General features: G+C 70.2%; 21 protein-coding genes. 15 read left to right on the forward strand and 6 right to left on the reverse strand.

Translation table 11 applies throughout. The features are described from left to right. Positions 1 to 10: 10 nt before the first annotated feature. Both WFJ97_RS08730 and WFJ97_RS08735 read left to right on the forward strand, forming a co-directional pair. A complete protein-coding gene (locus tag WFJ97_RS08730; RefSeq protein ID WP_336641184.1) occupies positions 11 to 1,048 on the forward strand; it encodes an FUSC family protein in 1,038 nt (345 codons plus the stop codon). A gap of 55 nt (positions 1,049 to 1,103) precedes the next feature. Continuing rightward, the gene (locus tag WFJ97_RS08735) at positions 1,104 to 1,772 is read left to right on the forward strand and encodes a DNA alkylation repair protein (protein WP_336641185.1); all 669 of its coding nucleotides are present in this window, start codon (positions 1,104 to 1,106) and stop codon (positions 1,770 to 1,772) included. Position 1,773: 1 nt separating this feature from the next. On the opposite strand, the gene putP is transcribed toward WFJ97_RS08735, so the two are convergent. Then, positions 1,774 to 3,258, reverse strand: a complete 1,485-nt coding sequence (putP, locus tag WFJ97_RS08740; protein WP_336641186.1) for a sodium/proline symporter PutP — start codon at positions 3,256 to 3,258, stop codon at positions 1,774 to 1,776. A gap of 129 nt (positions 3,259 to 3,387) precedes the next feature. On the opposite strand from putP, the gene deoD reads away from it, so the two are divergent. Further along, positions 3,388 to 4,101 (forward strand): purine-nucleoside phosphorylase, encoded by a 714-nt coding sequence (gene deoD / locus WFJ97_RS08745; protein WP_336641187.1) that lies wholly within the window; start codon positions 3,388 to 3,390, stop codon positions 4,099 to 4,101. Between the two features lie 40 nt (positions 4,102 to 4,141). Further along, positions 4,142 to 6,643 (forward strand): DEAD/DEAH box helicase, encoded by a 2,502-nt coding sequence (locus tag WFJ97_RS08750; protein WP_336641188.1) that lies wholly within the window; start codon positions 4,142 to 4,144, stop codon positions 6,641 to 6,643. 18 nt (positions 6,644 to 6,661) lie between these two features. Here WFJ97_RS08750 and WFJ97_RS08755 read toward each other — a convergent pair whose 3' ends face one another. The 3 genes from WFJ97_RS08755 to WFJ97_RS08765 are packed head-to-tail and all read right to left on the reverse strand — an operon-like array spanning position 6,662 to position 9,419. Beyond that, the gene (locus tag WFJ97_RS08755) at positions 6,662 to 7,621 is read right to left on the reverse strand and encodes a D-alanine--D-alanine ligase family protein (RefSeq protein WP_336641189.1); all 960 of its coding nucleotides are present in this window, start codon (positions 7,619 to 7,621) and stop codon (positions 6,662 to 6,664) included. After that, the gene (gene alr, locus WFJ97_RS08760) at positions 7,618 to 8,736 is read right to left on the reverse strand and encodes an alanine racemase (RefSeq protein WP_336641190.1); all 1,119 of its coding nucleotides are present in this window, start codon (positions 8,734 to 8,736) and stop codon (positions 7,618 to 7,620) included. Before alr ends, WFJ97_RS08755 begins: the two co-directional genes overlap by 4 nt. Beyond that, a complete protein-coding gene (locus WFJ97_RS08765; protein WP_336641191.1) occupies positions 8,733 to 9,419 on the reverse strand; it encodes a M15 family metallopeptidase in 687 nt (228 codons plus the stop codon). Before WFJ97_RS08765 ends, alr begins: the two co-directional genes overlap by 4 nt. Before the next feature lie 88 nt (positions 9,420 to 9,507). On the opposite strand from WFJ97_RS08765, the gene WFJ97_RS08770 reads away from it, so the two are divergent. From WFJ97_RS08770 to WFJ97_RS08785, 4 genes are all read left to right on the forward strand, one after another. After that, positions 9,508 to 10,254: a response regulator transcription factor gene (locus WFJ97_RS08770; protein WP_336641192.1), complete on the forward strand. Its 747-nt coding sequence runs from the start codon at positions 9,508 to 9,510 to the stop codon at positions 10,252 to 10,254. A gap of 10 nt (positions 10,255 to 10,264) precedes the next feature. After that, positions 10,265 to 11,332 (forward strand): sensor histidine kinase, encoded by a 1,068-nt coding sequence (locus WFJ97_RS08775; protein WP_336641193.1) that lies wholly within the window; start codon positions 10,265 to 10,267, stop codon positions 11,330 to 11,332. A 176-nt stretch (positions 11,333 to 11,508) separates the two neighbouring features. Beyond that, positions 11,509 to 12,039 carry a hypothetical protein gene (locus tag WFJ97_RS08780; RefSeq protein ID WP_336641194.1) on the forward strand — a complete coding sequence of 177 codons (531 nt, stop codon included), beginning with the start codon at positions 11,509 to 11,511 and terminating at the stop codon, positions 12,037 to 12,039. A gap of 35 nt (positions 12,040 to 12,074) precedes the next feature. Then, on the forward strand, positions 12,075 to 12,854 hold the full coding sequence (locus WFJ97_RS08785) for a hypothetical protein (protein WP_336641195.1): 780 nt from the start codon (positions 12,075 to 12,077) through the stop codon (positions 12,852 to 12,854). 248 nt (positions 12,855 to 13,102) lie between these two features. Here WFJ97_RS08785 and WFJ97_RS08790 read toward each other — a convergent pair whose 3' ends face one another. Next, entirely contained in the window at positions 13,103 to 13,756 is a 654-nt protein-coding gene (locus WFJ97_RS08790; RefSeq protein ID WP_247957463.1) for an FMN-dependent NADH-azoreductase, read from the reverse strand. A 77-nt stretch (positions 13,757 to 13,833) separates the two neighbouring features. On the opposite strand from WFJ97_RS08790, the gene WFJ97_RS08795 reads away from it, so the two are divergent. Then, positions 13,834 to 14,166, forward strand: a complete 333-nt coding sequence (locus tag WFJ97_RS08795) for a winged helix-turn-helix transcriptional regulator (RefSeq protein WP_336641196.1) — start codon at positions 13,834 to 13,836, stop codon at positions 14,164 to 14,166. Positions 14,167 to 14,274: 108 nt separating this feature from the next. Here the strand turns inward: WFJ97_RS08795 and WFJ97_RS08800 are convergent, their stop codons facing one another. Next, positions 14,275 to 15,804 carry an SDR family NAD(P)-dependent oxidoreductase gene (locus WFJ97_RS08800; RefSeq protein WP_247623750.1) on the reverse strand — a complete coding sequence of 510 codons (1,530 nt, stop codon included), beginning with the start codon at positions 15,802 to 15,804 and terminating at the stop codon, positions 14,275 to 14,277. An 89-nt stretch (positions 15,805 to 15,893) separates the two neighbouring features. Between WFJ97_RS08800 and WFJ97_RS08805 the strand changes: the two genes are divergently transcribed. The 6 genes from WFJ97_RS08805 (at position 15,894) to WFJ97_RS08830 (ending at position 19,738) form a co-directional block, all read left to right on the forward strand. After that, on the forward strand, positions 15,894 to 16,364 hold the full coding sequence (locus WFJ97_RS08805) for a hypothetical protein (RefSeq protein ID WP_336641197.1): 471 nt from the start codon (positions 15,894 to 15,896) through the stop codon (positions 16,362 to 16,364). A gap of 50 nt (positions 16,365 to 16,414) precedes the next feature. Further along, a complete protein-coding gene (locus tag WFJ97_RS08810; protein ID WP_336641198.1) occupies positions 16,415 to 17,479 on the forward strand; it encodes a M4 family metallopeptidase in 1,065 nt (354 codons plus the stop codon). After that, on the forward strand, positions 17,454 to 17,822 hold the full coding sequence (locus WFJ97_RS08815; protein WP_336641199.1) for a protealysin inhibitor emfourin: 369 nt from the start codon (positions 17,454 to 17,456) through the stop codon (positions 17,820 to 17,822). Before WFJ97_RS08810 ends, WFJ97_RS08815 begins: the two co-directional genes overlap by 26 nt. Before the next feature lie 152 nt (positions 17,823 to 17,974). Further along, on the forward strand, positions 17,975 to 18,196 hold the full coding sequence (locus WFJ97_RS08820; protein ID WP_336641200.1) for a hypothetical protein: 222 nt from the start codon (positions 17,975 to 17,977) through the stop codon (positions 18,194 to 18,196). Between the two features lies 1 nt (position 18,197). Further along, positions 18,198 to 18,704: a GNAT family N-acetyltransferase gene (locus WFJ97_RS08825; protein ID WP_336641201.1), complete on the forward strand. Its 507-nt coding sequence runs from the start codon at positions 18,198 to 18,200 to the stop codon at positions 18,702 to 18,704. A 299-nt stretch (positions 18,705 to 19,003) separates the two neighbouring features. After that, the gene (locus tag WFJ97_RS08830; RefSeq protein WP_336641202.1) at positions 19,004 to 19,738 is read left to right on the forward strand and encodes a ribonuclease H family protein; all 735 of its coding nucleotides are present in this window, start codon (positions 19,004 to 19,006) and stop codon (positions 19,736 to 19,738) included. The last annotated feature ends 10 nt before the right edge of the window (positions 19,739 to 19,748 follow it).

A 19,748-nucleotide genomic window follows, 5' to 3' on the forward strand; every position in this document is an offset into this window, starting at 1 on the left:
CCGTGGGGACATGCGCATTCCCGCCGCGATCCGCGCCAGCCAGCGATCCCCGCTGCTGCAGGTCGTAAAATCCGCAGCGGCGACCATCGCCGCATGGCTCATCGCCGGATGGGTCTTCCCCTCGCAGCTGCCCGTGTTCGCCGCGATCGCCGCCCTCCTCGTCGTGCAGCCGAGCGTCAACCAGTCGCTCTCGAAGGCCCTCGAGCGCAGCATCGGGGTGATCGCGGGCGTCGTGATCGCGATGGGCCTGGGTCTGCTCCTCGGGTCCCCGAGCTGGATCGTTCTGCTCGCGATCGTCGTCGCGATGCTCGTGGCCTGGATCTTCCGCGCCTCCCCCGGCACCGGCAACCAAGTCGCGATCTCGGCCATGCTCGTGCTCGCCCTCGGCTCGTCGAGCCCCGAGTACGCGTTCGCCCGCATCATCGAGACGCTCATCGGCGTCGCGATCGGCATCGTCGTGAACGCCCTGATCGTGCCGCCCGTGCTCGTGGCCCCCGCGCGTCACCACCTCGGCCTGCTCGGTGCCGAGCTCGCGGCGAGCCTTGACCGGCTGGCCGACGCTCTCCCGAACCCGCAACCTCCGGCACGGATGCAGGAGCTGATGCTCGAGGCCCGCCTGCTGCGCCCGATGAAGGATGCCGCGGATGCCGCGATCGCCGCGGGCGAGGAATCTCTCACCCTCAACCCGCGCAGATCCACGCACCGTGCGGATCTGCGGGAGATGCGCGCGCTGCTCGAACGGCTGTCGCCGATCGTCACACAGGTGATCGGGATGACCCGCGCCTACGCCGACCACTACGACGACTCGATCGGCGAGGAACCCGCGGTGATAGCCATCGCCGAGCAACTTCGACGAGCCGGGCACGACGTGCGCCTCGCCGTGCAGATCGCCGATGTCGCGCCCGAACCCGAGACGCTGACCTCCGCCATCCCGGCCCTCACCGCGCCGCTCGTGATCCGGCCGCCGTCGAGCCAGCACTGGATCCTCATCGGATCGCTCATGGAGGATCTCCGCCGTATCCGCGGCGAGCTCATCGACGACGAGTGATCCGGCGGCGGCATCCGGACGTCGGAATGTCGACCGTGCGGCCTACTCTGGTCCCATGAGCGACGTCACCCTCGACCGGGCGCTCGCCGAACTCGCCGCCCTCGAAGATCCGAAGATGCGCGCGGCCAACGAGAAGCGCGGCGACGACCACGGCATGAACCTGAGCCGCCTGCGCGCGCTGGCGAAGACCATCAAGATCGACCACCCGCTCGCGCAGGAGCTGTGGGCGACGGGCGAGACGCCCGCCCGCCTGCTCGCCCTCCTCGTCTGCCGCCCGAAGGACTTCAGCGCCGATGAACTCGACGCCATGCTGCGCGAGACCGATCCGCCGAAGGTGAACGACTGGTTCGTGAACTACGTCGCCAAGAAGAGCCCGCTCGCCGAGGAGATGCGCCTGCGATGGTTCGACGACACCGATCCGACGGTCGCTGCGGCGGCCTGGTCGCTCACTTCGGTGCGGGTCGTCAAGGACCCCGACGGCCTCGACCTCGACCGTCTGCTCGATCTGATCGAGGCGCAGATGAAGGATGCCCCGGCACGGCCGCAATGGTCGATGAACGAGACGCTCGCGCAGATCGGCATCCATCATCCGGATCTGCGCGAGCGCGCCCTCGCGATCGGCGACCGCTTGCAGGTGCTCGCCGACTACCCGACGGCACCCGGCTGCACCTCTCCGTTCGCCCCGATCTGGATCGGCGAGATGGTGCGGCGGGCCGAGGGCTGAGCTACTTCGCGGCCACCATGGCGCCGGCTTCGGCGAACTCCTCGTCGATCTCGGCGTTCGCGCGATACGTGAGCAGGCTCACCACCACGGCGGCGATCAGCGCGAAGACGAAGGCCGGGAGCAGCTCGTAGAGTCCCGTGTTCAGCGGCTTCCACAGGAACACGGTCGCCGCGCCGACGATCATGCCGGCGAGCGCACCCCAGTTGGTCAGCCGTCGCCAGAAGAGGCTGAGCAGGATGATCGGGCCGAACGCCGCACCGAAGCCCGCCCAGGCGAACGAGACGAGGCCGAGGATCGTGTCGTTCGGCGTGACCGCTAGCACGGCCGCGACGACGGTCACACCCAGCACGCCGATCCGCCCCAGCAGCACGAGCGTCTTGCTCGACGGCGGCGTCTTGCGGAACACCTTGTAGATGTCTTCGACCAGGGCCGACGAACTCACGATCAGCTGGCTCGAGACCGTGCTCATGATGGCGGCGAGCACGGCCGCGAGCACGAGACCGGCGACGAAGGGATGCAGCAGCGTCTGCGACATGAGCAGTACGACGGTCTCGGGGTTGGCGAGATCGATGCCGCGCTGGGCGATGAACGCGATGCCGACCAGGCCCGAGAACACGGCGCCGCCGAGGGAGAGCACCATCCACGAGATGCCGATACGGCGGGCGCTCTTGGCTTCCTGCGGCGAGCGCAGCGCCATGAACCGCACGATGATGTGCGGCTGACCGAAGTAGCCGAGGCCCCAGGCGAGGGCCGAGACGATCGCCAGCAGGGTGCCGCCCGTGAGAGCCGTGCCCGACAGCAGCGAGAGGTGATCGGGGGCGACCTCGGCGATCAGGTCGCCCGTCTCCGCGAATCCGCCGATCGCCACGATGGCCGCGACGGGCACCACGATCAACGCGATCACCATCATCAGCCCCTGCACGACATCGGTGAGGGATGCCCCGAGGAAACCGCCGAACAGCGTGTACGCGAGGGTGACCCCGGTGACGAGGAGCATCCCGACGAGGTAGTCGCCCTGGAAGGAGCTCTCGAAGAACACGCCTCCGGCGACCATTCCCGACGAGATGTAGAGCGTGAAGAACACGAGGATGACGACACCGGAGATGATGCGCAGCAGGCGCGTGCCATCGCGCAGCCGGTTCTCGAAGAAACTCGGAACCGTGATCGAGTTGCGCGAGACCTCGGTGTACGCGCGGAGGCGCGGAGCGACGAGCAGCCAGTTCAGGTACGCGCCGATCGTCAGGCCGATGGCGATCCACGCCTCGATCAGGCCGGAGACGTAGATCGCACCGGGCAGACCCATCACGAGCCACCCCGACATGTCGGACGCTCCGGCGCTGAGCGCCGCGACCCACGGCGGCAGGTTGCGCCCGCCGAGCATGTAGTCCTCGTGGTCGGAGGTGCGGCGGAACGCGAACCATCCGATGAGGAGCATCCCGGCGAAGTACAGCGCGAGAGCGGCGAACGTGAAGATCTGGTCTGACATGGTCTCCCTTTCGGCGGCGTCGTGAGCCGCATCACGACCCGGCATCGTCGCCGCGTCGCGCTCCGATGATGTCAAACGAGGACGCGACCCGCCAGTTCTGTGCACGAGGAGCATCAGTACATTGGAATGATGAGCACCCACATCGCGGCGGAGCCCGGTCAGATCGCCCCCATCGTCCTCTTCCCCGGCGACCCGCTGCGGGCCAAGTGGATCGCCGAGACCTTCCTGGATGACGCCGAGCTTTACTCCGAGACTCGCGGGATGCTCGGTTTCACCGGTACCTGGCAGGGCCATCGCGTCTCGGTGCAGGGTTCGGGCATGGGTCAGCCCTCGATGGCGATCTACGCGAACGAGCTGTTCGACTCGTACGACGTGCAGACGATCGTGCGCGTGGGCTCGTGCGGTGCGCTGACCGAGAAGCTCAAGGTGCGCGACATCATCATCGCGAACGCCGCGAGCACCGACTCGGGCATCAACCGGGTGCGCTTCCACGGGCTCGACTACGCCCCCGTCGCCGACTTCGCCCTGCTGCGCGCGGCGGTCGAGGCGAGCGAAGCGGAAGACCTCGATTCCGCCGTGCACGTGGGCCAGCTGTTCTCGAGCGACCAGTTCTACAGCACGCGTCCTGAACTCACGGAGCCCTTCGTGCAGCACGGCATCCTCGGCGTCGAGATGGAGGCCGCGGGCCTCTACACGCTCGCCGCCTTCCACGGCCGCCGCGCGCTCGCGATCTGCACGGTCTCCGACCACATCGTCACGGGCGAGGAGACCACGGCGCAGGAGCGCGAGCAGACCTTCGGCGACATGATCCGCATCGCGCTGCGCGCCGCGACCTCGGTCTGAGGCATCGACCGCCCGCGCCGGATGGGATGATCGAAGCACCATGGCATCCCTCCTCGACCCGGCCACCCTTCCCGACGGATCCGATGCGGATGCCGTCTACACGGCGTTCGTCGAATGGGCCGAGTCGACCGGCCTGACCCTCTACCCCGCGCAGGACGAGGCGATCATCGAGATCGTGTCGGGCAACAACCTGATCCTGTCGACCCCGACCGGCACCGGGAAGTCGCTCGTCGCGATCGGCGCGCACTTCGCCGCCCTGCTCGACGGACGCCGCAGTTACTACACCGCGCCGATCAAAGCCCTGGTGAGCGAAAAGTTCTTCGCACTGGTCGAGGTGTTCGGCGCCGAGAACGTCGGCATGGTCACGGGTGATTCCTCGGTGAACGCGGATGCTCCGATCATCTGCTGCACCGCCGAGATCCTGGCGAACCTCTCGCTGCGGCAGGGGACGGATGCCGAGGTCGGCCAGGTCGTGATGGACGAGTTCCACTTCTACGGCGACCCCGACCGCGGATGGGCCTGGCAGGTGCCGCCGCTTGAGCTGCCGCAGGCGCAGTTCATCCTGATGTCGGCCACGCTCGGTGACGTGACCGCGCTCGCGTCCGACCTGACCCGGCGCACGGGCCGCGACACGGCGACGGTGACCGGTGTCGAGCGCCCGGTGCCGCTGCACTTCTTCTACGAGCAGACCCCGATCCACGAGACGATCGAGGAACTGCTGAACACGAACCAGGCGCCGGTGTACATCGTGCACTTCTCGCAGGCCGCGGCGATGGAGCGGGCACAGGCGCTGTCGAGCACGAAGGTCGCCACCCGCGAGCAGCGCGACGCGATCGCGGATCTGATCGGCGCGTTCCGCTTCACGACGGCGTTCGGCAAGACGCTCTCGCGCTTCCTGCGGGCGGGGATCGGCGTGCACCACGCGGGGATGCTGCCCAAGTACCGTCGTCTCGTCGAGCAGCTCGCGCAGCGCGGTCTGCTGCGGGTGATCTGCGGAACCGACACGCTCGGCGTCGGGATCAACGTGCCGATCCGCACGGTGCTGCTCACCGCACTGACCAAGTTCGACGGCACGAGGATGCGGCAGCTCAACGCCCGCGAGTTCCATCAGATCGCCGGCCGTGCGGGTCGTGCGGGCTACGACACCGCGGGCACCGTGGTCGCGCAGGCGCCGGAGCACGAGAGCGAGAACCTCGCCGCCATCCGCAAGGCGGGTGACGACCCGAAGAAGAAGCGCAAGATCATCCGCAAGAAGGCACCCGACGGATTCGTGTCGTGGGGCGAGCCCTCGTTCCGCAAGCTCATCGATGCGACACCCGAGACGCTCACCTCGCACATGCAGATCACCAGCGCGATGATGCTCAACGTCATCGGCCGCGGGGGCGACGTGTTCGGCAATATGCGCGCGCTGGTATACGACAATCACGAGCCGCGCGCACGCCAGCGCGAACTCGCCCTGCGCGCGATCGGCATCTACCGCACCCTGCTCGAATCCGGAGTGGTGGAGCAGACGGATGCCGGGGAGATCCGGCTCACGGTCGATCTGCAGCCGAACTTCGCCCTCAACCAGCCGCTGTCTCCGTTCGCCCTCGCGGCGTTCGAGCTCCTCGGAGAGGAGTCCCCCAGCTACGCCCTCGACATGATCTCGATCGTCGAGTCCACACTCGACGATCCGCGTGCCGTGCTGAGCCAGCAGGAGTTCCAGGCTCGCGGCGAGGCGGTCGCGGCGATGAAGTCCGAGGGCATCGAGTACGACGAGCGCATGGAGCTGCTCGAGCAGGTCACCTACCCGAAGCCGCTCGACGAGCTGCTGACCGCCGCGTTCGAGACCTTCAGCGCCGCGCAGCCGTGGATCCGCGACTTCGAACTGCACCCCAAGTCGGTCGTGCGCGACATGTACGAGCGCGCCATGTCGTTCGGGGAATACGTCGCCTTCTACAAGATCGCGCGCTCGGAGGGCGTGGTGCTGCGCTACCTGTCGGATGCCTATCGAGCGGCATCCCAGACCATTCCCGAAGAGCTCAAGACCGAAGACCTCCGCGACCTGATCGAGTGGCTGGGCGAACTCGTGCGCCAGGTCGACTCCAGCCTGCTCGACGAGTGGGAAGAACTGCGGGCCGGGATCGACAACGGACGCGTCGATTCCCCCGACGAGATCGTGCCGCCCGCACCGAAGCGCCTGACGAGCAACGTGCGCGCGTTCCGCACCCTCGTGCGCAACGAGCTGTTCCGCCGGGTGCAGCTCGCCGCGCGTGAAGACGTCGACGCCCTCGCCGAACTCGATCCCGCCTTCGGAGCGGATGCCTGGAACGACGCCCTCGACGGCTACTTCGCCGAGCACGACCAGATCCTCACCGGGGCGGATGCGCGCAGTTCCGCGCTGCTCATCCTGACCCCCGGCGAGACGACGTGGACGGCGCGCCAGATCTTCGATGATCCGGCCGGCGACCACGACTGGGGCATCTCGGCGACGGTCGACCTCGCGGCGTCCGATGAGGCCGGGGAAGCGGTCGTGACGGTCACGGCGGTCGACCGGCTCTAGTCGGCCGCAGGGAGCGAGTCAGCGCGGCACCCGAGCCCCCTTCACGAGCCGCGCCACCAGGTCGGGATACGCCACCCCGGCGGCGGCGAACATGCGCGGCGCCTGCGAGGCGGCGGTGAGCCCGGGCATGGTGTTGACCTCGTTGAGCACCGGCCCGTCGTCGGTGAGGAAGAAGTCCATGCGGGCCAGGCCCCCGCATCCGAGGGCGTCGAACATCGCCAGCGCGGCTCGCCTGAGGCCCGCCGACTCGTCGGACGCGAGCTGCGTCGGCACCGTGAAGCGCGCGGTTCCGTCGTACTTCGTCGCCGTGTCGAACAGCCCCTCGGCATGGATCTCGAGCGGCGGTGCCGCCCAACGGATGCCGCCCGCCTCACACAGCACGGCGACGTCGATTTCGCGCCCGCGCACGACCTCCTCCACGAGGATGCGCCGGTCGAGTCGCGCCGCCGCGCGCAGCGCGGGAAGCAGTTCGGCCTCCTCGCGCACGAGCGCGACCCCGTGACTCGATCCGGCCGAGACCGGCTTGACGACGACGGCACCCTCGAACTCCACGTCGCCGATGTCGTCGGCCGAGATCACGCGTCCCCGCGCCGTCCGGATGCCGACGGCATCCGCCACCAGCTTCGTCGCCCACTTGTCCATCCCGAGCGCCCCGGCGCCTACCCCCGAGCCGACCACGCGTACTCCGGCGAGCGCGCAGAGCGCTGCGAGCGCGCCGTCCTCGCCCGGCGCCCCGTGCACCGCCGGGAACACGACGTCGGCCTGCGCGATCAGCGGCATCGCGAGAGCCAGCGACTCCGCCGCCGACGCTCCCGCCCGGATGCCGTCGGCCCGCCAGATCCCCTCCCGGTCGATCGTGACGCAGGTCACCGTGTGGTCCCCCATACGCAGGGCCGCCGCGACCGCGGCCGCCGAGGCGAGCGACACGTCGTGCTCGGCGTTCTGCCCTCCCCCGATCACCAGCACGTTCACGGTCATGCGATGCTCCTCTGCACGCGGGGGCCGATGCCCGTGAGGATGGTGTGGGGGATCGTTCCGGCCCAGCGCGCCCAGTCCTGCAGCGACGGCACCGCACCACCCTCCGGCCCGAGCAGCACCGCCTCCGCACCGCGCGGAACCGCGGTGTCTCCCGTGTCGACGACGATCTGATCCATCGACACCCGTCCGACGATCGGATGCCGCGCACCGTCGATCGCGACGCCCGCCGCCGGTGACAGCTCGCGGGGCACCCCATCGGCGTATCCGACGCCGATCACGCTCAGGTGCGTCGCGCGCTCCGCGACGTGGTCTCCGCCGTAGCCGACCGCAGTTCCGGCCGGCACACGCGCGCTGTGCACGACGGATGCCGTCCACCGCGCGGCCCCGGCGAGCGCCGTGGACTCGGAGAGATCGATCCCCACGAGGCCTGCTCCGATCCGCACGAGGTCGAAGTGGGTGGCGGGGTCGGTGAGCGCCCCGGCGGTCGCGGCGAGGTGCACGGTCAGCGGCCCGAAGCCGGCGCGCAGCACGGCATCCCTCCCCTGGCGCAATCGCCGCACCGCCGCCGCGTTCGCGCACGGGTCGCCGGCGTCGGCCCGCGGCAGGTGGCCCATGACACCTGTGACCTCGATCCGTCCGCGGGCCGACCGTGCGACCCGCAGCAGCTCGGCCCAGTCCTCGACCGGGCATCCGCCGCGGGCCATCCCGGTGTCGAGGTGCAGGTGCACGCGCACGGGAGCGGCGGCATCCGCGGCCAGCTGTCGCAGCTCCTCGACCGATCCCACCGCGATGTCGACGCGATGCGCGTGCGCGAGCCGCGCATCGACGCCCGAGGGATTCAGCCACGCGAGGATCGGCTGCGTGAGCCCGGCCTCACGCAGCTCGACGGCGTCGGCGGCATCCGTCACTCCCAGCCAGGTCGCTCCGGCGGTGACCGCGGCGCGCGCGATCGGCACGGCCCCGAGGCCGTAGCCGTCGGCCTTGACGACCGCCATGACGGCGGCGCCCGTCGAGGCGCGCACCCGCGCGACGTTCGCTGCGACCGCCGTCGGCAGGGTGGTGAGCGTCGGTGCGTGCAGCCGCGAGAGCGCGACCCCCTCGACGACGGCGCTCATCGCTGCATCCGCGGGTCTTCGGTCGGGTCGGCGTACATCTCGGGGCAGCCCTGAGTGACGGCATCCGGCCGGAGTTCGTAGTGCCACGACTCGTTCGCGTAGATCTGGCAGAGGCCGTAGCCGGCGCCGTGCTGGGCGAGCCAGTCGAGGGTCGGAAGACCGCCGAGGTCGACAGCCTCGCCCGACACGTGCAGCGAGGTCTCGGGCGTCGCGACCCAGCGCGCCGCCTCCTCGGCCGATCCGTAGCTGATCACGGCCTGGTCGAGCATGTGCTGCTGCAGGGCCGCCGAGCGCCAGCCGCTGTTGACGAGGAAGGGGACGTCGGCGTCGGATGCCGCGCGCTGCAGCGCGTCGAGCAGCGCCGGGTCGAGGTTGCCGACGGCCACACGATCGGTGTCGAAGACCGTCGGCTGGTCGCCGTCACGGATCACACCGTCGGCGTCGCTCGGGGCGAGCACCGATCCTCCCGGCGGGATCGAGGCGGCACCCGTCGAGGTCTCGGCGGCGCTGTCGTCGGTGGAGGCGTCGGGCCCGGGGCCGGCGGTGAAGCTGTGCGAGAGCACGGCATCCGCTGCGGCGAGCGACTGCTGCACGGCGAAGGCGGCGATGACGGCGACGATCAGTGCGATCGCCGACCAGACGATCCGCCGCGCTCGGCGGGTGGTGGAGGTGGAGCTGTTCATAACCCCCAGTGCAGTCGCCGGGCTGTTGCCGTGGCGTATGCGGTTCTGCATATGCTCCCGATATGCGCGGGTGCGTAGGATCGCAGCCATGCGTGTGCTGATCGTCGAGGACGAGCCCTACCTCGCCGAGGCCGTCCGCGACGGGCTGCGGCTCGAGGCGATCGCCGCCGACATCGCGGGCGACGGACACGTCGCGTTGGAGCTGCTCGACATCAACGCCTACGACATCGCGGTGCTCGATCGCGACATCCCCGGACCGTCGGGCGACGACATCGCCCGCGCGATCGTCGCGTCGGGCAGCGGCATCCCGATCATCATGCTCACCGCCGCCGACCGCCTCGACGACAAGGCCTCGGGGTTCGAGCTCGGCGCCGACGACTACCTCACCAAGCCCTTCGAACTGCGCGAACTCGTGCTGCGCCTGCGTGCGCTGGGGCGGCGCCGCGAGCGCGCCCGGCCGCCGGTGCTCGAGGTCGCGGGGCTGCGGCTCGACCCGTTCCGCCGCGAGGTCTTCCGCGACGAGCGGTACGTCGCCCTCACCCGCAAGCAATTCGCGGTGCTCGAGGTGCTCGTCGACGCGGCGGGCGGGGTCGTGAGCGCCGAGGAGTTGCTGGAGCGCGCCTGGGACGAGAACGCCGACCCCTTCACCAACGCCGTGCGCATCACCGTGTCATCGCTGCGCAAGCGGCTCGGGGAACCCTGGGTGATCGTGACGGTGCCGGGCGTCGGGTATCGGATCGCGACGGATGCCGGGGGTTCCGCGGCGGATGCCGGGGGTGCGGCTGCGGATCGCGGGGGTGCGGCGGCGGATGCCGGGGCGGATGCCGATGCTTAGACATCGCGGGATGAGCGCACGTCTGCGACTCGCGATCAGCTATGCCGGGGTCGTCGCGCTGGCGGGTTTCGTGCTGCTGGCGGTCGTGTGGTTGTGGCTGCTGCGGTACGTGCCGGATCAGAACATCGATGCGGGATTCTTCGTGCCGAATCGCTCCGACCTGATCCGCGCGTTCACCCCGTTCGCGACCTGGGCGATGATCGGATTGATCGCGGTGGGGCTCGCTGGCGGATGGCTGCTGGCCGGACGGATGCTCGCGCCGCTGTCACGCATCGGCGCCGCCGCTCAGCTCGCCGCCCAGGGGTCGCTGTCGCATCGGGTGCGGTTGGAGGGTCCGGCCGATGAGTTCCGCGACCTGGCCGACGTGTTCGACGCGATGCTCGAACGGATCGAGGCCCACGTCGAGGAGGAGCGCCGATTCGCCGCGAACGCCTCGCACGAACTGCGCACCCCTCTGGCGATCTCGCAGACGCTGCTCGAAGTCGCCCGCACCGATCCCGATCGCGACGTCGACGCCCTGATCTCGCGGCTCGGCGAGGTCAACGTCCGGGCGATCGCACTGACCGAGGCGCTGCTGCTGCTGAGCCGTGCCGACCGGCGGTCGTTCACGCATGAGCCCGTCGATCTGTCGCTCGTGTCGGAAGAGGCGGTCGAGGCCCTGCTGCCGTTGGCCGACCGTCGCGGGGTCACGGTCGAGGTCGGTGGGGTTCCCGCGGTCGTCTCGGGATCGGCGGCGCTGCTGCAGCAGCTGGTGACGAACCTCGTGCACAACGCGATCGTGCACAACCTCGACTTCGACGGACGCGTCGCCGTGCGCACCCATGACCTCCCCGAGGGGCTCGCGGTCGTGGTCGAGAACACCGGGTCAGTCGTTTCGGCCGATCGCGTGGAGGTGCTCGTCGAACCGTTCCAGCGCGGTGCCGAGCGCGCCCGCGGCGACGACCACGTCGGCGTCGGACTCGGCCTCGCGATCGCCGAGCGGATCGCCCAGGCCCACGACGGGAGTCTCGTGCTCACCCCGCGCCCCGACGGCGGCCTCATCGTGACGGTGTGGCTGCCCCGGCCCGCCGGCCCCTGAGCCTGTCGGACGGTCCTGCCCCGCTCGGTCCCTGAGCGAGCGCAGCGAGACGAAGGGCCCACGCCGCCGGAACTGGGTCCCTGAGCCTGTCGAAGGGTCCCACCCCGTGATACCCAACGGCGGCCTGTGGATAACTCCCGCGGGTGCGCTCAGATTCGGGCTACTTTGTGGCGGTGATGTCGACTCGATACCCCGCTGCCACCCTCGCACTCGCCGTCGTCGCCGCCGCCCTCAGCGGCTGCGCACCCGCCCCGCAACCCACGCCCACTCCGACGCCGGCGTTCGCCAGCGAGGAAGAGGCATTCGCGGCCGCGGAGGAGGTGTACCGGGAGTACATTGAAGCCGTCAATGCAGAGCATGGAGGCGATGCCAGCGCCGACTCGCACGATTACCTCACCGGCACGATTCTCGAGTCTGAACTCGAGAACAGCCGTGCACTCGAAGCGTCTGGCTTGCACATCGAAGGAGACACGGTCGTTCGTAGCTTTGTCGGAGACGAGACGACCATCGACGCCGTGCAAGCAACCGTGACTGGCATCGCATGTCTAGACATCACGTCGGCGCGCGTGATCGACGCTGTCGGAGAAGATGTCACCCCAGCCGAACGAAGCGACATCTACAGCATCGTCGTCACGTTTGTCGGATCAAGCTCGTCATTGTTGATCTCAAATTATGAGGTAGGCACGGGGACGGTATGCGAAGGCTGATCGCGTCTCTGACCATCGCGATCTCACTCCCCCTGATGGCTTCAGCAAGTGCGGGATGTTCGCAAGGGTCGATCGTCTCTGGCGGGTGCGGGGTATCAAACGACGGCTCATCGATCACCGTAACCGGCACGCAATCCCAGTCCCCAGGCTCCCCGTCTTCCTCCTGGTCCCCCTCCAGCTCCGGAACCCCCGGCACCTCGGGCGCCCCGGTCGACACCGGCCCGAGTGAGCTGGAACGCTGCCGTGCCGACGCCGGCCGCGCACGCGTCTGCCTCGAGCCCCGGCGTCGCACCGAGCCCTCGGCTCCGGCCCTGGCATCCGCCCCCGCCGCCCCCACGATCTCCATCAGCGACCTCGTCACCCTCACCCCGGCGACCGCGACCCCGACCGCCGACCCCTCCAACGTCGGCATCGCCGGACTCCCCACGAACTTCGTCACGACCGCATCCGTGCACACCCGCACCGGCACTCTCTTCGGCGCACCCCTCACCGCCCGCTTCACCCCGGTCGGCTACGACTTCGCCTATGGTGACGGCACCACCGCCCACACCACCACTCCCGGCGCCACTTGGGACGCCCTCGGTCAGCCCCAGTTCACCCCCACCGCCACGAGCCACACCTACACCGACCGCGGCACCTACGACACCACCGTCACCATCCACTACACCGCCGAGATCGACCTCGGCACCGGGTGGATCCCCCTCACCGGAACCCTCACCATCCCCGGACCCACCCAACAGATCCGGATCTACGAAGCCCACACCGCCCTCGTCGCCCACACCTGCACCGAACAACCCACCGCCCCCGGCTGCTGAACACGCACCTGCAGGTGCGATGCACACGTGCAGGGAGAATCCCCCCGGTCCTCCCTGCACGTGTGCATCCTCCCTGCACGTGCACACGACGGCGGGCCCTTCGACGACCTCAGGGCCCCCGGTACCGAGCCTCCTGCCGTCTCATCTGCACGGATCGATCACACCCGCACGACGAAACCACCGGATGCTCCGTGCAGACGTGGCATCTCCGTGCAGACGAGCGCGCGGCCGCCCCGCCCCGCCTCAGTTCAGGCGACGTTGCCGCGCAGTGCCGCGATCTCGCGCCCGTAGGTGCGGGCATCCGTCTCGGCGTTCTCCTTGAGTTCGCGCGCGGTGTCGGCGAAAGCGTCGAGCGCGGGATTCACACCGACGAGCGTGAACGGACGCTCCACGACGCGCAGGTCGAGGCCCCACACGTCTTCGAGCACGCGACGCAGCCAGCCGGTCGAGTGGTCCCAGCCCTCCTTGGGGGTGCCGGGCGCGTAGTTGCCGCCGAGCACGGTGACGAGGGTGGCGGGCTTGCCGCGCAGCGCGGTGCCGGTCGGGTCGATGCGCGGGTCGGTGTAGGCCACGTCGAACCAGGTCTTGAAGTGCTGCGAGACGCCGTAGTTGTACAGCGGCACCGCGAAGAGCAGCGCGTCGGCGCCGATCAGCTCGTCGGCGAACGAGGTCGCGAGGGCGCGGGCCTCGACCTGTCCGGGGGTGCGCTGGGCCTCGTCGACGAAGCCGCCGGTGACGGCATCCGCCCACGCGGTCGCGGGCACGGGGTCGGCGGCGAGGTCGCGCCGGGTGACGGGGGAGTCGGGGTGCGACGCGGTCCACTCGGCTTCGACGAGGTCGGCGAGCGACCGGCTGGCGGACGACGCGGGGAGGATGCTCGCATCGAGGCGGAACAGGGACATGGATGACACCTCTCGTTTTCGTAGTCGCTCGGTTTTTCTTAGCGACATCGGTTAACGTAGCACGCTAGAATGAGGGCATGGCCGAGATCGAGCACGATCTGCACCGGTGCGACGCCGCCGTCACACTCGCCTTCAGCGTGCTCGGAAAACGCTGGAACGGCATGATCGTGTCGTCGCTCGGCGGCGGCCCCTCCACGTTCGTCGCCCTGCGCCGCGCGGTCGCGGGCATCAGCGACACCGTGCTCTCCGACCGCCTCGCCGAACTCGCCGACGCGGGTCTCGTCGCACGCACCGTCGACGCCGGCCCGCCGGTCACCGTCTCCTACGCACTCACAGCCGGCGGTGAGGGACTGCTACCGATCCTCGACGACCTCGGAACCTGGGCATCCGCCAACCTGGTACGCCGCTGACGACGGCATCCGCCCGTCCAGCGGCATCCGCTGCGCCAGAGCGCCTGCACTGCTCGGCGACGGATCTCCGCAGTCGGCGCGCGGCTCAGATGGGTCTCGAGCCGCGACTCACCAGGGGCTGGGCTCGTAGTCCTTCAGGAAGACGCCGTGGATGTCGTCACCGGCCTCTCCGCGCACGATCGGGTCGTACACGCGGGCCGCGCCGTCGACCAGGTCGAGCGGGGCGTGGAAGCCTTCCTCCGCGAGTCGCACCTTCGTGTAGTGCGGGCGCTCGTCGGTGATCCACCCGGTGTCGACGGCGGTCATCAGGATGCCGTCCTTCTCGAGCATCTCGCCGGCGCTGGTGCGCGTGAGCATGTTGAGCGCGGCCTTGGCCATGTTGGTGTGCGGATGCCCCGGCCCCTTGTACCGGCGCGAGAACTGCCCCTCCATCGCCGACACGTTCACCACGTATTTGCGGTGCGCCGACGACGCCGCCATCGACGCGCGCAGGCGGCTGATGAGCAGGAACGGCGCGGTCGTGTTGGCGAGCTGCACCTCGAGCATCTCGAGCGGATCGACCTGGTCGACCGACTGCACCCAGCTGTTGACGGTGTTGACGTCGGGCACGAGTCCGCCGGCGTCGATCGCGGTGCCGTCGGCGTGCTTCTCGAGCGACGACGAACCGGGCGCCATCGCGACGCGGGCGAGGTCCTCGGCGGTCAGTGCCTGGCCGCCTTGCTCGGCGACGGTTCCGCCGAGGGCGGCGACCGACAGCAGCGGGTGGGCATCGACGGATGCCTGCAGCGCCTGCGGGTGCGGGTCGGCGGTGTGCCCGAAGGTCTCCATCTCGGGGAGCGGGCCGTCGGGAAGCGGGTGGAGTTCAGCATCCGCCAGCAGCGAGTACGAACCCGGCGAGCGGCGGACGGTCTGCGCCGCGTTGTTGATGAGGATGTCGAGCGGGCCCTGGGCCGCGACGGAGTCGGCGAGGCCGATCACCTGGGCGGGGTCGCGCAGGTCGATGCCGACCACGCGCAGACGGTGCAGCCAGTCGGCGGAGTCCGGCAGCGCGGTGAACCGGCGCACGGCATCGCGCGGGAAGCGCGTGGTGATCGTGGTGTGGGCGCCGTCGCGCAGCAGCCGGAGCGCGATGTGCATGCCGATCTTCGCGCGGCCGCCCGTGAGCAGCGCGCGCTTTCCGGTGAGGTCGGTGCGGGCGTTGCGCTTGCCGTGGCTGAAGCGGGCGCAGTCCGGGCACAGCTGGTGGTAGAACGCGTCGACCAGCGTGTACGGCTGCTTGCAGATGTAGCAGTTGCGGGGCTTGAGCAGCTCGCCGGCGATGGGGGCGTCGACGACGCTGGTGGCGAGGTCGTTGCCGCGCGTCTCGTCATCGATGCGGTCCGGTGCACCGGTCGCCGTGCGGGCGACGACGGCCTTGTCGGCCTCGGCGATGGCGTCGCGGATCTCCTTGCGGCGCACGCGCTTGACGGCCTTGAACATCGCGGCGGTCGCGTGGCGCACGGCCACGAAGTCGGGGTGCTCGTTGTCGATCTCGTGCAGCTCGCTCAGCACGCGCAGGGTCGTGGCGAGATCGTCGGGATCGATGCCGGGGCCGAGGTCGCCGGAATCGCTGAGGTCGTCGCGGGGCGCATCGGTCATTGTGCCGATTTTACGCGAGAAACCCGGGCGTGCCCTGCGGACGGGAGCAGCCCTCGACCCGAGCCACCCGTCGGGGGCACAATGTCTGCATGCCCACTGATGCGCATGTCCTCGGCCCCGGCCTGCTGCCGACGCCGTTCACGGCCGACGAGATCCGCGAGGCGACCGGCGCCGGGAAGACCATCCGCCTGTTCGTCGAGTCGCCCGACGGATCTCAGCACGAGCGGTTCAACCGATTCGAGCAGACGGATGCCGAGGGCGCCACCCTCCGCGCCTGGTTCGCCGAGAACCCCGCCGACGTCGTGACGAGCCGGGTCACCTGGACCGATCTGCAGCACCACGCGGCGTTCCCCGCCGACCACACCACCGTCACGACCGAGGCGATCGACATCCCCCTCGGCCGCGTCGAGTGCACGCGCTACGACACGTCCGACGGCCCGGATGCGCCGGTGGAGACGTACTGGTTCTCGCCCGCCCACCCCGGCATGCCGGTGCGCTACGAGGTGCCGCTCGACGGCGGGGTACTGCGCACGACGATGATGAGCATCGAACCGGCGTGACGGGCGCAAGACCCTGCCGCAGTGTCGGAGACCCGGCGTAGGGTCGCTGCATGAGCGCAGAGATCGAACGTCACGGAGTCGTCCCGTCCTACCTGCTCGCCCGGCTGGCTGCATCGGGGCGGTTCCCGCGTGCGGCCGCCGCCGCGCGGCAGACCCTCACCGCGGGCCGGCCGCCGTTCCGCGCCCGCATCGACCTCTCGATCGACGAGAACGGCGACCTGGTCGCGCAGCTGTCGGATGCCCCGAACCGCACGATCAGCGACGCGGCGAACACGCAAGACCTTCCGGGCGCGGTCGTGCGCTCCGAAGACGACCCGCCCGTCGCCGATGCGCCGGTCAACGAGGCCTACGACGGGCTCGGGGCGACGTTCGAACTGCTGCTCTCGGCGTTCGGCCGCAACTCGCTCGACGATGCCGGCGCACCTCTCGACGCGACGGTGCACTACGGCGTCGACTACGACAACGCCTTCTGGGACGGCGAGCGCATGGTGTTCGGCGACGGCGACGGCGAGGTGTTCCGCGGGTTCACCGGATCGCTCACGGTGATCGGCCACGAACTCGCCCACGGGGTCGTGCAGCACACCGCGAACCTCGAGTACCAGGGGCAACCCGGTGCGCTCAACGAATCGATCGCCGATGTATTCGGTGCGCTGACCGAGCAGTACGCGCAGGGGCAGAGCGCCGCCGACGCCACCTGGCTCATCGGCGCCGAGATCTTCACCGAGGCGGTGGAAGGCGTGGCGCTGCGCTCGATGATCGCGCCCGGAACGGCCTACGACGACGACGAGCTCGGCAAGGACCCCCAGCCCGACCACATGAGCGGCTTCGTGCGCACGACCGAAGACAACGGCGGCGTGCACATCAACTCCGGCATCCCCAACCGCGCCTTCGCCCTCTTCGCCACCGACCTCGGCGGCAACGCGTGGGAGACCGCCGGCACCGTCTGGTACCGCGCGCTCACCGGAGGGCTGTCGAGCACGGCGACGTTCACGGCCTTCGCCGACGCGACGGTCGCTGCGGCATCCGAGGTCGATGAGGCCACCGCGACAGCCGCTCGACGCGCCTGGACGACCGTGGGAGTCTATGAGGATGAGCGAGCCCCCGCAGCCGACTGACGCCGAGCCGTCGGCTGCGCCCGAATCCTCGGGCGACGGCGGGCGGTCACCTGACCCCGGGTTGGTCATCGCCGTGGTGCGCACGGGCGGGATCGCGGGGATCAGCCGACGATGGCGCGTGGAGATCGCGGCATCCGACTCTCCCGACGCCGAACCGTGGATCGCACTCATCGAACGCTGCCCGTGGAGCGCCGACCCCGAGAGCTCCGCCGGCGCCGACCGCTTCGTCTGGAGCATCCGCGCGCGTACCCCCACCGAGCACCTCGAACGCGAGCTCCCCGATGGCGCCGTCGCCGGGCCCTGGCGCGACCTCGTCGATGCCGTGCGCGCCGCCTCGGCCTGAGGCCCGTTCTCGCCGCGAGGGGTCGCCACACGCCGCTCGCGATGCCAGAGACACGGCATGTCCCGACCCCTCGCGACTCGGCCCCGGCCGCGCGCCCCGTGGATCCGGTGTGAATCGGCGCCGCCCGGCCGCGACGGAGAGACAATGGGCGAATGGGACTGTTCCAGCACCGCCCGGAAGAAGAAGAGAACCAGTGGGCCGGGCTTCCGTCCGAGCCGCTCGAACGTGACGGTGTCGACGCGCTCGCCACGACGCCCTCCGTCGACCCGCTGTCGATCGGCCTCGGCGCCGAGCTCGGGTCGATCGTGTTCCCCGTCGCGCCCCCGGCACCGTCCGCGGTGTCGACCGAGAATCGCGAACCGGACGAGGACTGACATGACCTCCCCCGCATCCGCCGGCATCGAGGTCCGCCGCGTGACGGCCGACGAATGGATGCTGTGGCGAGCCGCGCGCCTCGAAGCCCTGCGCGAGTCGCCCGCCGCCTTCGGCTCGCAGCTCACCGACTGGATCGAGGCGCCCGAGTCGCGGTGGCGGGAGCGGCTGTCGGTTCCCGGGGCGCATGACCTGCTCGCGATCGACGGCGAGCACGTCGTCGGGATGATCACCGGCATGCCGGTCGCCGACGACCCCTCCCGCACCGAACTGATCTCGATGTGGGTCGCTCCGTCGGCGCGCGGCACGGGACTCGCCGCCGATCTGATCGATCGCATCGTCGATTGGGCGACGGAGGCCGGGGCATCCGTCCTCGATCTCTCGGTCATGCCCGACAACCCGTCGGCGCACCGCGCCTACGAGCGCGCGGGTTTCACACCCCTCGACGAACCCGGCGACCTGCTCCCCGACGGTCGCCTCGAGATCCGGATGCGCCGCACCCTGCGCTGACCCGCCCTCTTTCCTCGTGAGGGGTCAAGACACGCCGCGCCGCCGGCACCCGCAACGGCGTGTTGTGACTCCTCACGCCCCCTGTCCCGCACACCCCCACGTGAGGGGTCAAGACACACCGCGCCGTCGGCACCCGCAACGGCGTGTACTGACTCCTCACGCCCCTGCGCCCGCACACCCCCACGCGAGGGGTCAAGACACGCCGCACGACCGGCATCCGCGACGGCGCGTCTTGACCCCTCACGTTTGGGAGACGCGACCCGCCGGGCGACGTCGGCGGCCCGGGCTACGGTGGAGGGATGACGATCACCGCCGCCGCAGACGGCTCCGCTCTGGGCAACCCCGGCCCCAACGGCTGGGCCTGGTACATCGACGACGACAACTGGGCCGCGGGCGGGTCTCCTCACGGCACCAACAACCAGGGCGAACTGCAGGCGGTGCTCGAACTGCTGCGCGCGACGGCCGGCACCGACGAGAAGCTGCTCATCCGCTGCGACAGCCGGTACGTGATCGACTCGGTGACGAAGTGGATGCCGGGCTGGAAGCGCAAGGGCTGGCGCAAGTCCGACGGCGGCCCCGTGCTCAACCGCGACATCCTCGAGGGCATCGACGAGGCGATCCGCGGGCGCGACGTCGAGTTCTCCTGGGTCAAGGGGCATGCCGGCGACCGGCTGAACGAAGCCGCCGACGAGCGGGCGAACGCCGCGGCGAAGGCCTATCAGGCGAAGCAGGAACCGCGCCGCGGCCCCGGGTTCACGCTCGCCTCCGGCGCCGGCGCCGCCGTCGCGGCCTCCGCCCCGGTCGCGGCATCCGCGCAGCACGCCCCGTCTGCGGCATCCGCTCCGGTCACGACCGCCCCCTCGGATGCCCCGCTCTGGGCCGAGACCTCGTCGCTGTTCGACGACTTCGACACGCCCTCGGCCGACCCGATCGAGCTGCACCTGAGCCTCACCGGCGACGAGCACGCCCGCCTGCGCGACCGCGCCGAGGCGCAGGGCATCTCGCTCGAAGCGGCCCTGCGCCGTCTGATCTGACGCGCGTACA

The sequence above is a fragment of the Microbacterium sp. USHLN272 genome (assembly GCF_037149655.1).
Classification (GTDB): Bacteria; Actinomycetota; Actinomycetes; order Actinomycetales; family Microbacteriaceae; genus Microbacterium; species Microbacterium galbinum.